General features: G+C 67.3%; 8 protein-coding genes and 1 pseudogene. 4 read left to right on the top strand and 5 right to left on the bottom strand.

Annotation, left to right across the window (positions count from 1 at the left end; translation table 11 throughout):
- Window positions 1–1,392, bottom strand: a complete 1,392-nt coding sequence (locus QF036_RS09520) for a class II 3-deoxy-7-phosphoheptulonate synthase (protein WP_307101257.1) — start codon at window positions 1,390–1,392, stop codon at window positions 1–3.
- Window positions 1,393–1,540: 148 nt separating this feature from the next.
- The gene (locus QF036_RS09515) at window positions 1,541–2,308 is read right to left on the bottom strand and encodes a lysophospholipid acyltransferase family protein (RefSeq protein ID WP_307101254.1); all 768 of its coding nucleotides are present in this window, start codon (window positions 2,306–2,308) and stop codon (window positions 1,541–1,543) included.
- Between the two features lie 110 nt (window positions 2,309–2,418).
- Between QF036_RS09515 and QF036_RS09510 the strand changes: the two genes are divergently transcribed.
- Genes QF036_RS09510 through QF036_RS09500 form a run of 3 tightly spaced genes read left to right on the top strand, consistent with a single transcriptional unit; the run spans window position 2,419 to window position 4,725 of the window.
- The gene (locus QF036_RS09510; protein ID WP_307101252.1) at window positions 2,419–3,207 is read left to right on the top strand and encodes an alpha/beta hydrolase; all 789 of its coding nucleotides are present in this window, start codon (window positions 2,419–2,421) and stop codon (window positions 3,205–3,207) included.
- A complete protein-coding gene (locus QF036_RS09505) occupies window positions 3,204–4,016 on the top strand; it encodes an alpha/beta hydrolase (protein ID WP_307101250.1) in 813 nt (270 codons plus the stop codon). The genes QF036_RS09510 and QF036_RS09505 overlap by 4 nt, the downstream gene beginning before the upstream one ends.
- Window positions 4,009–4,725: a hypothetical protein gene (locus QF036_RS09500; RefSeq protein ID WP_307101248.1), complete on the top strand. Its 717-nt coding sequence runs from the start codon at window positions 4,009–4,011 to the stop codon at window positions 4,723–4,725. The genes QF036_RS09505 and QF036_RS09500 overlap by 8 nt, the downstream gene beginning before the upstream one ends.
- A gap of 25 nt (window positions 4,726–4,750) precedes the next feature.
- Here QF036_RS09500 and QF036_RS09495 read toward each other — a convergent pair.
- Window positions 4,751–5,792, bottom strand: a pseudogene (locus QF036_RS09495) (ROK family glucokinase).
- A 317-nt stretch (window positions 5,793–6,109) separates the two neighbouring features.
- On the opposite strand from QF036_RS09495, the gene QF036_RS09490 reads away from it, so the two are divergent.
- Window positions 6,110–7,930, top strand: a complete 1,821-nt coding sequence (locus QF036_RS09490) for an AMP-dependent synthetase/ligase (RefSeq protein WP_307101246.1) — start codon at window positions 6,110–6,112, stop codon at window positions 7,928–7,930.
- A 9-nt stretch (window positions 7,931–7,939) separates the two neighbouring features.
- Here QF036_RS09490 and QF036_RS09485 read toward each other — a convergent pair whose 3' ends face one another.
- Both QF036_RS09485 and QF036_RS09480 read right to left on the bottom strand, forming a co-directional pair.
- Window positions 7,940–9,136: a nucleotide-binding protein gene (locus QF036_RS09485; protein ID WP_307101244.1), complete on the bottom strand. Its 1,197-nt coding sequence runs from the start codon at window positions 9,134–9,136 to the stop codon at window positions 7,940–7,942.
- A gap of 462 nt (window positions 9,137–9,598) precedes the next feature.
- A complete protein-coding gene (locus QF036_RS09480) occupies window positions 9,599–12,994 on the bottom strand; it encodes a pyruvate carboxylase (RefSeq protein WP_307101243.1) in 3,396 nt (1,131 codons plus the stop codon).
- Window positions 12,995–13,100 lie beyond the last annotated feature (106 nt).

Below are 13,100 nucleotides of genomic sequence, written 5' to 3'. Positions count from 1 at the left end.
TTAGCGGCGGGTGAGCGCGCCCGCCACGAGGAAGGCCATCTCCAGCGACTGCATGTGGTTCAGCCGGGGATCGCAGACCGACTCATAGCGGTCAATGAACGCTTCCTGGTCGATGGGGTCGGCACCGCCGAGGCATTCGGCCACGTCATCCCCGGTCATCTCGACGTGCAGGCCGCCCGGAACCGTCCCCAGGGCATGGTGCACTTCGAAGAACCCGCGCACCTCGTCAATGACGTCGTCGAAATTGCGGGTCTTGTAGCCGTTGGGCGAGGTGACGGTGTTGCCGTGCATCGGGTCCGTGACCCACAGGACCTGGGCACCGGAGGCAGTGACCTTCTCCACGAGGGACGGGAGCTTCTCGCGGATGTTGCCGGCACCCATGCGGGTAATGAACGTGAGCCTGCCGGGTTCGCGCTCCGGATCCAGCTTGTCGATGAGGCGCAGGGCATCGTCACCGGACGTAGACGGGCCCAGCTTAACGCCGATCGGGTTGCGGACCCGGGACAGGAAGTCCACGTGGGCGTGGTCCAGCTCGCGGGTACGCTCACCGATCCACAGGAAGTGGCCGGAGGTGCCGTAAGGCAGGCCGGTCCGGGAGTCGATGCGGGTCAGCGCACGCTCGTAGTCGAGCAGCAGCGCCTCATGGCTGGCAAAGAATTCAACCCGCTTGAGGGCTTCGAAGTCCGCACCGCAGGACGCCATGAACTTGATGGCGCGGTCGATGTCGCGCGCGAGCGACTCGTAGCGGGCATGGGCAGGGTTCTCGGTGAACCCCTTGTTCCAGGTGTGCACCAGGCGGAGGTCCGCGAAGCCGCCCTGGGTGAAGGCGCGGATGAGGTTCAGCGTGGAAGCGGAGGTGTGGTAGGCACGCAGCATGCGGCTGGCGTCGTGGGCCCGCGACTCGGGGGTGAAGTCGTATCCGTTCACGATGTCGCCGCGGTATGCCGGCAGCGTCACACCGTCCCGGGTCTCGTCGTTGGAGGAACGCGGCTTGGCGAACTGGCCCGCCATGCGCCCCATCTTGATGACGGGCATCGCCGCACCATACGTCAGGACCACCGCCATCTGCAGGATCGTCTTCACGCGTGCGCTGATCTTGTCCGCCGTGGCACCTTCAAAGGTCTCGGCGCAGTCACCGCCCTGGAGCAGGAAAGCCTTGCCCTGGGCTGCGGCGGCGAGACGCTCGCGCAGGATGTCCACCTCGCCGGCGAAAACGAGCGGCGGGAGCACCGACAGTTCCTTGACGGACGTGTTGAAGACCTCGGAGTCCTGCCAGCTCGGCTGCTGGGAGATGGGAAGGTCCCGCCAGTTGTCGAGCCCCGGATAGTTGGCCGCACCGCTCTGTGAAGTGCTGGTCAGGGAAGAGGCAGGTTTTGCAGATAGCTCAGTCACATTACTAAGAGTAGTTGGCCGGACCGGCTCGGGACACCCGGACTGTCATGCGCCCGGGCATGGCGTCACAGATGCAGGCGTCACAGATGCGCAGGCCGTCACAGATGCAGGGCGCCAAAGCGTTACAGGGTCAAAGGGTCATGGCCAGCTAAGCTGACCGGGACGAACCGGCCTCCCCGGGCTCCTCGCCGCCCTTCCCGGGCTCTTCGCCCGACTTCCCCGACTCTTGGCCCGACTTCCCCGCCAGCCTGAGCTTGACGACCGAGGCGTACTCGTCCACGTATTCCTGCCCGGAGAGCCGCATGAGCTCGTACATGATCTCGTCCGTGACGGACCGCTGGATCAGCCGGTCATCAGCCAAGCCTTCATACCGGCTGAAGTCCAGTGGCTTTCCGAAGATCATGCCGATCCGGCGGATGTTCGGCAGCCGCTTGCCGATGGGCTGGACCTTGTCCGTTCCGATCATCGCCACCGGGATGACCGGAACGCCGGCCTGGAGCGCCAGCCGCGCCACCCCCACCTTTCCGCGGTAAAGCCGCGAGTCGGGGCTGCGGGTGCCCTCCGGGTAGATGCCCAGCAGCCCGCCGTGCGTCAGCACGTCCATGCCCGCCTCGAGTGAGGCCGCCGAGGCCGCCCCGCCGGAACGGTCCATGGGCAGCTGGTTGGTCAGCCGGAAGAACATGGCGGTCAGCCAGCCCTTGAGTCCGGTGCCCGTGAAGTACTCGGATTTGGCCAGGAAGACGACAGGCCGCGGCACCATCAGCGGCATGAAGATCGAGTCCGAAAATGAGAGGTGGTTGGAGGCAATAATGGCTGCGCCCTCGGACGGGATGTTGTCCAGTCCTTTGACCCACGGCCGGAAAAGAGTGCGGACCACCGGCCCCAGGAAGATCCGCTTCATGACCCAATAGAACACGTGTCTTACCTCTCCGGAAGGCTACCGCCGGCGCGTTCAGAGGGCCCGGCGGCACTGCAATGCAACCCTACTCTAGTGAGAATTGTCCGGAACAGTGACACGATGGATCCATGACAGAAAGCAGCGACCGCACAAGGCCCGCCGCTTTCAGCTACGCGGGACACGGACCCAATGCGCGGATCGGAATCGCGATTTCCCACGGCTTCACCGGCAGCCCGCTGAGCATACTGCCGTGGGCCGAATACCTGGCCGGGTGCGGCTTCGCCGTCACCGTTCCGCTGCTCCCCGGGCACGGCACCGCCTGGCAGGATCTGGCCGGCACAGGATGGCGCGAGTGGCACGGCGCCTTTGAACAGGCATATCTGGACTTGGCCGCCAGGACGGACGAATGCTACGTGGCCGGCCTCTCAATGGGCGGTGCGATCGCCCTGCTCACCGCATCCCGCCACAGGGTGGCGGGTGTCGCCGTCGTGAATCCCGGCCTGAGTTTCTACGACCGGCGTGTCCGGATCATTGGCCTGCTGAAGTACATCCAAAGAACCACCGTGCCCATTGCGGAGGAAAATCCGACGGCGGCCACCACCGACGACGGCGACTACTCCCTAACGCCGCTGGCTGCGGTTCACCAGTTGAAGAGGCTCTTCGCTGCCGCCGCCCGCGGGCTGCCGCGGATCACCGCCCCGGTACTGGTCTTCAAATCGGTCAATGACGCAGTAGTCCCCCCGAGCTCGCTCAGCCTGATCCGGAAGCGGCTCACCTCGGCAGCCCTCGACGTGGTGCCGCTCAGGAACAGCGGTCACGTGGCTACGCTGGACGCGGACGCCCAGGAAATCTTCGAGTCCTCGGCGCGGTTTTTCCAGCTGCGTTCCCGAAGCCACATACCCTCGGAGAAGTCATGACCACAGTTCCCGATCACAGCCCGTTCAGCAGCGCCTTCTCCGGCGACGGGCCGTCCATCGGCATTGCGCTGTCCCATGGGTTCACGGGCAGCCCGCATAGCCTGCGTACGTGGGCCCAGTCCTTTGCCGATGCCGGCTTTGCCGTCAGGATGCCCCTGTTGCCTGGCCACGGCACCACTTGGCAGGAGCTTTCCCGCAGCCGCTGGATGCAGTGGCATGAGGCCATGGACGCCGCCTACCTGGAGCTCGAGTCCGAGTGCGACCTCGTGTTCGCCGCAGGTCTGTCCATGGGCGGCGCCCTGGCACTGCGCATCGCCGCGACCAGGCCTGTGGCCGGAGCCATCGTGGTCAACCCCGGGCTTGTCATCGATGACCGCAGGGCCCCGCTGGCCGGCATCCTCAAGCTGGTCCTCAAGAGCACGCCGGCCATCGCCAACGACATCCGGAAGCAGGGCGTCGACGAGGGCGCATATTCCCGGACCCCCGTGGCAGCCGCCCACGAGCTGAATAAGATGTTCAAGGACACGGTCCGGCTGCTGCCACGCATCACAGCACCCGTGCGCGTGTTCCGCTCCACCGTGGATCACGTTGTGTCCGATTCCAGCATCACGGCCCTGCGGCGCGGACTTACCCACGCCCCGCTGCAGCTCACCCGGCTGGACAACAGTTACCACGTGGCCACGCTGGACCACGACGCCGGCCAGATCTTCAGCGGCTCGGTGGACTTCATCCGCTCCGTGGTGGCGGACATCCGCCAGGGACCCGCCAACTCCGCGACAGCCAGCCAGAAGGGCGCGACAGATGAATAGGCCCGATTCGAATTCGTCCGATCCGAGTGCCAACCAGGACGACGCCGTCTGGCTCGACCTGGTGGCCAGGCTCCAGGAGGGCGACACCCCGGTTCCCGATGCGGACATCGCCCCCGGCGACGGGGACTCTCCGGTCCCCGGGTCTCCGCGCCATCACAGCGGACCCCGGCACAGCACGGCTACCAGCGATGACGCCAGCCCTGCGCCGGAAGAAGGCCCTGCACCGGCAAAACAACCGGACGGTTCGGGTCCGGACGGCGCTGCAAAGCACTTTACCGACTTCGATCCCCTGGGCCTGGCCCCCAGGGCGCCACGCGAACTGTCGGCCGCCGAGCGGCAGCAGGCTGCCGACCGGGAGAAAGCACCCGGGCAGCAGGAGGGCGCCCGGTCCGGACAGGCCGCCCGGTCCGGACAGGGCGACGTTCCGGCCGGCGCGGGAGATCCGCGCGACTACAGCGTCGAGGACGACGACGGCGGGTTCGTCCCGGAGGAGCCCCCCAAGCTATCGGCGACGGATCCGCTGACGATGCTGGCGTGGCTGGGCGCCGTGGGCGCTCCGGTTGCCCTGGTCCTGTCGTCCATGTTCTGGCGCTCCGCGCCGCTGCTGGCAATTCTCGGCATGGTGGCCGTCTTCATCGGGTCTGTGGTGTATCTGATCATGAAGCTGCCGCAGGAGAAAGACGAGAACGACGACGGCGCCCGGGTCTGACGCTCCCGTCAGCGGCGGATCGGGGTCAGCGGTGCGTGCGGCTGCTGACCCGCGACAGATCGGCGGCGCCGATCAGGCCGGCGTTGGGCCCAAGGGCCGCCAGCTCGATTTCTGCGGCCGGACGGAATCCGCGGCCGGTCAGGTTGCGTGCGAAGGCCTTGCGCGCCGGGGCCACCAGCAGTTCGCCGGCTGCGCAAAGACCGCCGCCGATGACGAACTTCCCGGGATCGAGGGCAGCCGCAAGGTTCGCCAGCCCCAGCCCGAGCCAGTTCCCGACGTCCTCCAAAAGTTCCCGGGAGGCGGCGTCGCCGGCGATGGCCAGTTCAGTCACCGTGGCTCCGGTGATGAGCTCGGCCCTTCCGTCCACGGCCTTGAGAAGTTCCTGAGCCACCGGCGAGTTGGCCAAGGCCAGTTCCCGGGCCTCCCGGCCAAGGGCGTTGCCTGATGCGTACTGTTCCCAGCAGCCCACGGTTGCCGCACTCGCACCGGTGCCCGCCGGGCATGATGATCTGGTGGCCGAACTCCCCCGCCACGCCGAACCTGCCGCGTTCAACGTGCCCGTCCATCACCATGGCTCCGCCGATGCCGGTGCCAAGGGTGATGCAGACCAGCCGGTCCTGCCCCTGCCCGGCGCCAAAGCGCCACTCGGCCCAGGCCGCAGCGTCGGCGTCGTTAACCAGCATGACGGGGCGCCGCAGCAGGTGCTGCAGATTTTCCCGCAGCGGTTCGTTCCGCCAGGCGAGGTGCGGGCTGAACAGCACCGTACCGCCGTCGAGATCCATCCACCCGGCGGCTCCAATGCCCACCGATCTGATCCGGGCACTGGAGCTCAGTTCCTCGACGAGTTCGACGATGACGCGCTCCACCGCACGCGGATCGCTGCCCGGCGTGGACCGGCGCGTCTCGCGCAGGATGTGGCCCTCGGCGTCCACCACGCCGGCGGCAACCTTGGTGCCGCCAATATCAATGCCGATGGCAAGTCCCCGCCGGCCCAGCCGCAACTGCTGCCGGAACAGGCGGTGGCCGGCCAACTGGCCACCGTACCCCGATACCGGGCGCCGTGCCATTGGCCGCCGTAATACCCCGCGCCCGGAGGATACCCCGCGCCCGGACGCCCATTCCACTGGCAGGCCGCCCCGGCCGGAGTCTAGTGGCGGGGAGGGCTGCTCGTGGGGCGGGGAGGGCTGCATAGTCCCCCATTCTAGGTGTCGCCGCAGAGCCTCTTCGCAGGTACGACACACCCACGACACGTCCGGCACACTGGCGCCCCGCAGTTCTGCGCCGTAAAGTTACCGGCGGGTAACCAAGATCTGCCGGCCATCGCCGCGTGAGGTACTAAGGTTGGGGTTACCCGCTGCGGCCAACGGATATCAAAGGAGCTAACGTGCGCGAATTCAGCGTTCCGCCCTTGGCGAACGTCCCTCTGGACAGCAATATCACGGACCTTGTGCTGCGCCAAGCGGCAAAGGCATCTGATCCTGCCCTGTTTTCGCGCCTCGGTTCCGCCGGCCAATGGCAGGACATTCGGGCCAAGGAGTTTTTGGCTGACGTGTCAGCCCTCGCCAAGGGGCTCATCGCCAGCGGCGTGGGCGCGGGCGACCGTGTGGGCATCATGTCCCGGACCCGTTATGAGTGGGCACTCATCGACTTCGCCATCTGGTTCGCAGGTGGCGTTTCTGTTCCCATCTACGAAACGTCGTCACCTTCCCAGGTCGCCTGGAACCTGGGTGACTCCGGTGCCGTCGCCGCGTTCGGCGAATCGGACCACCACGAAAACGTCATCCGGCAGGCCGCTGCCACCGAAGGACTCACGGCGCTGACCCACGTATGGCAACTGGAGGGGGACGGCCTCGACACCCTTCGTGCGGCCGGGGCCGCGGTCAGCGATGACGAGCTCGACGCCCGACGGCGCTCCGCCGGGCTCCGCGACCTCGCCACCATCATCTACACCTCCGGCACCACCGGCCGGCCCAAGGGCTGCGAACTCACCCACGGAAACTTCGTGGAGCTGTCCGAGAACGCGTTGGCCACCTCCCTGAGCGGCGTTGTCAACGAGCAGTCCCGAACCATCATGTTCCTGCCGCTGGCGCATGTCTTCGCGCGCTTCATCTCGGTCCTGGCCGTGGCTGCCGGCGTCACCGTGGCACATACCCCCGACATCAAGCATCTGCTGCCCGATCTGCAGAGCTACAAGCCGACGTTTATCCTCGCCGTTCCGCGCGTGTTCGAAAAGGTGTACAACTCGGCGCTCACCAAGGCCGAGGACGGCGGCAAGGGTGCGATCTTCCACAAGGCCGCCGAAACCGCGATCGCCTACTCGCGTGCACGGCAGGCAGGCGGCGCCGGCCTGGGCCTGAAGCTCCGGCACGCGGTCTTCGACAAGCTCGTCTACGGCAAGCTTCGGGCCGCCATGGGCGGCGAGGTGGCCCATGCGGTGTCCGGCGGAGGCCCGCTGGGCGAGCGGCTGGGCCACTTCTTCCAAGGCATCGGCCTGCAGATCCTGGAGGGCTACGGCCTCACCGAAACCACGGCACCTGTCAGCGTCAACACGCCCGAGCGGATCAAGATCGGCACCGTCGGCGCCCCGATTCCCGGCAACAGCGTCCGGATTGCCGACGACGGCGAGATCCTGGTCAAGGGCATCTGCGTCATGCAGGGGTATTACCAGCGCCCCGACCTGACGGAGGAGTCGTTCGCTGATGGCTGGTTCCGCACCGGGGACATCGGCCAGCTCGACGAGGACGGCTACCTGCTGATTACCGGCCGGAAGAAGGAAATCATCGTCACCGCCGGCGGCAAGAATGTGGTTCCCGCACTGCTTGAGGACCAGATCCGGGCTGATGCGCTGGTGTCACAGGTACTCGTGGTGGGTGACAACCGCCCGTTCATCGGCGCCCTCGTGACTCTCGATGAGGAAGCCCTCCCGGGCTGGCTGCAGCGCCACGGCCTGCCGGCGGACACGCCCCTGGGCGACGCCGCTGGCCATGCCGAGGTCAAGGCCGCCGTGCAGGAGCTTATCAACCAGGCCAACCAGTCGGTGTCGCAGGCGGAGGCGATCAAGTCCTTCCGGATCGTGCCGAGCGACTTCACCGAAGCCTCCGGCCACCTGACCCCATCCATGAAGGTCAAGCGCGCCCAGGTCATGAAGGACTTCGAAGCGGTGATCGACGAAATGTACACGTCGCCGAAGCCCACCCGCGCCTAGGCGGGGGGCTCAGGCCTGCTGCAGTTCGTCCACAACCAGCGCTGCCAGCTCCACGGCCGCGGCGCGGGTGGCCGGCTTCAGCTGGCCGAGGCGGATCCGCGAACCTTCCGCCAGGTGCCGGTCGTGCGGAATCCGCACCACATTCTTGACCCGGGACAGGAAGTGCTGCTCGATTTCGTCGATGTTGACCAGGGTGCGGTCACCGGCGGCCATATTAATGGCCACGGTGGCTTTGGCGACGAGATCCTGGCGGCCATGGGCTTCAAGCCAGGACAGCGTTTCGGACGCCAGCCGGGCCTCATCCACGCTGCCGCCCGAAACGAGCACCACGGCGTCGGCCTTTTCCAGCGTGCCCTTCATGACCGAGTGCACCATGCCGGTGCCTGAGTCAGTCAGCACGATGGAGTAGTACCGGCCCAGGATGTCGGTGACTGCACGGTAGTCGGCGTCGTCGAAGGCGTGCGCCACCATGGGGTCTGTGTCGGACGCGAGAACATCGAGGCGCGAACCGTCGCGCGCGGTGTAATTGGACAGCTGTGCGAACGAGTTCACCGTGAACCTGTCCTTAACCAGCTGGCGCGCCGTGAAATCAGCCCTGCCCGGGGAACGGTCCGAGAGCGTGCCCCGGTCCGGATTCGCGTCCATCGCGATGACCCGGTCCTCACGCAGCTCCGCCAGCACCATGCCGAGGAGCGTGGTGACGGTGGTCTTGCCCACTCCGCCCTTGCGCGAGAGCACCGGCACATACCGGGTCCGCTCCCCCAGCCGCAGGGCGATGCGGTGCTCCATGGCCCGCTGGATACGGACCTGGTCCGAGTCGCCCAGGTTCACGTAGCCCAGGGTGACCTGGTACAGCCACCGGCGCCAGCCCGAGACCGGTGCGGCTGCGGACCTGGTGAGGAGACGGTCGGCGGTCAGGGCGGCAGCGGGCTCAGGTCCCTCGGGGCGTTCGCGGCGCCCGGGGAGCTCCCTGGCTTGGTCCGCCGGCGCCGGTTCGGCGGCGGCGAAATCGGCTGCCGAATCCGCGCCGGCCGGCTCCGTGCCCTTTGCGGCTGTGACTGCTTGATCCTGGTCCCCGGCGCTGACATCCACTGCGTTGACATCCGCAATAGCGACATCCGCAGCGTTGAAGCCCGCCGTGCTGACGCCCGCCGTGCTGACGCTGTCTGGACCCGCCGTCACGACGGGTATGGCTGCCGGCGCCATTCCCTGCTGCACCACGCCACCCACTGCCGAAAGCGACCCGGCTGACGTGCGGTCCTTGGGCGTCGGAAACAGTCACCACGCTGATGTCCCCTGTCGGCGCCACGCCGGTGGCGTCGGACGGGGCCACGCCGGCGGCGGACGGCGACGCGTCCGCAGCGTCCGCCAGAGTTACGCCGCCGGGACGGGTTCCAGCCTCCCCCGCAACATCGATGACGGGGGGCCTGTCGGGGCGCGGCCCGGGCTTGGGCGTATTGGTCTGCGTCATGGCTTCCGCTCTGTCTTGTACTGGCTGCCGGTGGAGTTCCGGGCTGCCGGTGTGGTTCGGAAATGGCTGTGGGGGCGGCTTGGCGCCGTCCCCACAACTTTTTTTCTGTTTTCCACCCTACCTGCAGGGCGGCCGCTGGCCACCCTGCAGGCTAGTCAGCGGTCATTCTGCCCGCCGGGCACCTGCTCAACAGTCGCCTAGTCGACGACGATCAGCAGGTCACCGCCCTGCACCTGTTCCACAGCGGAAATGGCCAGCCGCGTCACCTTGCCGCCCACCGGCGTCGTGATGGATGCCTCCATCTTCATCGCTTCGATGGTGGCAACGGTGTCGCCTGCCTTGACGGTGTCGCCCGCCTTGACGGTGACCGTCACTGCGCCTGCGAAGGGAGCTGCGACGTGACCCGGCACGGACGCGTCCGCCCTCTCTGCCGTCTTCACATTGCTGACCACGGACTTGTCGCGCACCGAGACCGGGCGGGACTGCCCGTTCAGCGTGCACATGACCGTGCGCATGCCCTTCTCGTCCGGCTCCGACACAGCTTCCAGGGACGCGATGAGGCGCACACCCTTTTCGAGCTGGATCACGTGCTCCTCGCCGCGCTGCAGACCATAAAGGTAGTCGCGGGTGTCCAGGACCGAAACGTCGCCGTACGTCTCCCGGCTCTTGAGGTAGTCCTTGGTCGGCCCGGCGAACAGCAGCCGGTTCAGCGTCTGCTGGCGGGTCTTCGAGTCGCCGCGGAGAGCCGCACTGTCCTCGGCGCTCAGTTCGGCGTCGCGGACCTTGATGCTCCGGCCCTGGAGGGCCTTGGTGCGGAACGGTTCCGGCCAGCCTCCCGGAGGATCGCCCAGTTCGCCGGACAGGAAGCCGATGACGGAGTCCGGGATGTCGTAGTTCTGCGGATTCTCGTTGAAGTCGGCCGGGTCTGCGTTCAGGCCCACAAGGTGCAGGGCGAGGTCGCCCACCACCTTCGACGACGGGGTGACCTTGACCAGGTGGCCCAGGATCCGGTCGGCGGCCGTGTACATGTCCTCGATCGCCTCGAAGCGCTCGCCCAGGCCCAGCGCGATGGCCTGCTGGCGAAGGTTGGACAGCTGCCCGCCCGGGATTTCGTGCTGGTACACGCGTCCGGTCGGACCCGGCAGGCCCGATTCGAAGGGGGCGTAAACCCTGCGCACGGCCTCCCAGTACGGCTCGAGCGAGCTGACCGCTGCCAGGCTGAGCCCGGTGTCACGTTCCGTGTGGGCCAGGGCAGCAACCAGGGCCGACGCCGACGGCTGGCTCGTGGTGCCGGCGAGGGATGCCGAGGCGACATCCACAGCGTCGACGCCGGCCTCGACTGCCGAGAGCAGGGTGGCGAGCTGGCCGCCTGCGGTGTCGTGGGTGTGCAGGTGGACCGGGAGGTCAAAGCGTTCCCGCAGTGCCGAGACGAGCTTCGCGGCAGCTGCCGGACGCAGCAGGCCCGCCATGTCCTTGATGGCCAGGATGTGGGCGCCCGCTTCGACGATCTTGTCCGCCAGGCCCAGGTAGTAGTCCAGCGTGTAGAGCTTCTCGTCCGGGTCCAGCATGTCGCCCGTGTAGCACAGCGCCACCTCGGCGACGGCGGTGCCGGTGGCCCGCACGGCGCGGATGGCAGGTGCCATCTGGCTGACGTCGTTCAGTGCATCGAAGATGCGGAAGATGTCGATGCCCGTGGCCGCTGCCTCGTTGACGAAGGCCTCGGTCACTTCCTCTGGGTACGGGGTGTAGCCCACGGTGTTCCGGCCGCGGAGCAGCATCTGCAGGCAGACGTTCGGCAGGGCCTTGCGCAGCGCGGCGAGCCGGTCCCAGGGATCCTCGCCGAGGAAGCGCAGGGCGACGTCGTAGGTAGCGCCGCCCCAGGCCTCAACGGACAGCAGATCCGGCAGGAGGGTGGAGACCGCGGGTGCGGCGGCCAGCAGGTCCCTGGTGCGGACGCGGGTGGCCAGCAGGGACTGGTGGGCGTCGCGGAACGTGGTGTCCGTGACGGCGACCGCCTTCTGCTCGCGCAGCGCCTTGGCGAAGCCCTCCGGTCCGAGTTCCAGCAGCCGCTGGCGGGAGCCGGGGCGGGCCGCGATGCCCTTGACCGAGGGGAGCTTGTCCGCCGGGTCGCTGTGGACCGGAAGTTCGCCATTCGGCTTGTTCACAGTGACCTCGGCGAGCCACGTCAGCAGCTTGGTGCCGCGGTCGGCGGAGACGCGCGCCTTCAGCAGTTCGGGCCGTTCGTCGATGAAGGACGTGGCCACGTTGCCGGCGATGAAGTCCGGATCGTCCAGCACGGCCTGGAGGAAAGAGATGTTGGTGGAGACACCACGGATGCGGAACTCCGCCAGTGCCCGGCGCGCCCTGGCAACAGCGGCGGGGTAATCCCGGCCGCGGCAGGTGAGCTTCACGAGCATGGAGTCGAAGTGCGGGCTGATCTCGGCACCCGAGTAGACGGTGCCGCCGTCGAGCCTGACGCCGGCGCCGCCGGCGGATCGGTACCCGGTGATCTTTCCGACGTCGGGCCGGAAGCCGTTGGCCGGGTCCTCGGTGGTAATGCGGCTCTGCAGCGCGGCGCCCTTGAGGAAGACGGTCTCCTGGGACAGGCCCAGGTCAGCCAGGGTCTCGCCGGCGGCGATGCGCATCTGGGCCTGGACGAGGTCGACGTCGGTGACCTCTTCGGTGACGGTGTGCTCCACCTGGATGCGGGGGTTCATTTCGATGAAGACGTGCTGGCCGGCGCGTTCGCCGACGGTGTCCACAAGGAACTCGACCGTGCCGGCGTTGACGTAGTTCAGGGCCTTGGCGAACTTCACGGCATCCCGGTAGAGGGCCTGGCGGATGCCTTCGTCCAGGTTGGGGGCCGGGGCGATCTCGATGACCTTCTGGTGGCGGCGCTGGATGGAACAGTCGCGTTCGAAGAGGTGCATGACGTTGCCCTCAGCGTCGGCCAGGATCTGCACCTCGATGTGGCGAGGGCGGAGCACGGCCTGCTCAAGGAACATGGTGGGGTCACCGAAGGCCGCGTCGGCCTCGCGCATGGCGGACTGCAGCGCCTCCGGCAAGGCCTGGCGGGTGTCGACGCGGCGCATGCCGCGCCCGCCGCCGCCTGCCACAGCCTTGGCGAAGATGGGGAAGCCGATCTCATCCGCAGCAGCGATCAGTTCGTCGAGATCCTTCGACGGCGCGCTCGACTTCAGCACGGGGACGCCAGCCTTGCGGGCGGCCTCCAGGGCGGCCACCTTGTTGCCGGCGAGTTCCAGGACCTCCGCGGGCGGGCCCACGAAGGTGATGCCTGCGGCCTTCGCGGCACGCGCAAGGTCCGGATTCTCGGAGAGGAAGCCGTAACCGGGGTAGATGGCGTCCGCGCCGGACTCCTTGGCAACGCGAACCACCTCGTCAACGTCCAGGTAGGCGCGGACGGGGTGTCCCTCTTCGCCAATCAGATACGCCTCATCGGCCTTCTGGCGGTGGATCGAGTTACGGTCCTCATTGGGGAACACAGCGACTGTCTTGGCGCCCAGTTCGTAGCCAGCGCGGAAAGCACGGATTGCGATTTCTCCGCGGTTGGCCACCAGAATCTTGGAAAACATACTTCTCCTGCATCATTGCGGGTGGTATCGGTAAGTGGTCACAGTGTGTAAGACGGGCCGGACGAAACACAAATCATTGTGTCTACCATCACAGAATTATCCGTCA

It is taken from the genome of Arthrobacter globiformis, from assembly GCF_030817195.1.
GTDB lineage: Bacteria > Actinomycetota > Actinomycetes > Actinomycetales > Micrococcaceae > Arthrobacter > Arthrobacter globiformis_D.
The sequence above is the reverse complement of the archived record's forward strand: the minus strand, read 5'-3'. Positions and strand labels throughout refer to the sequence as shown.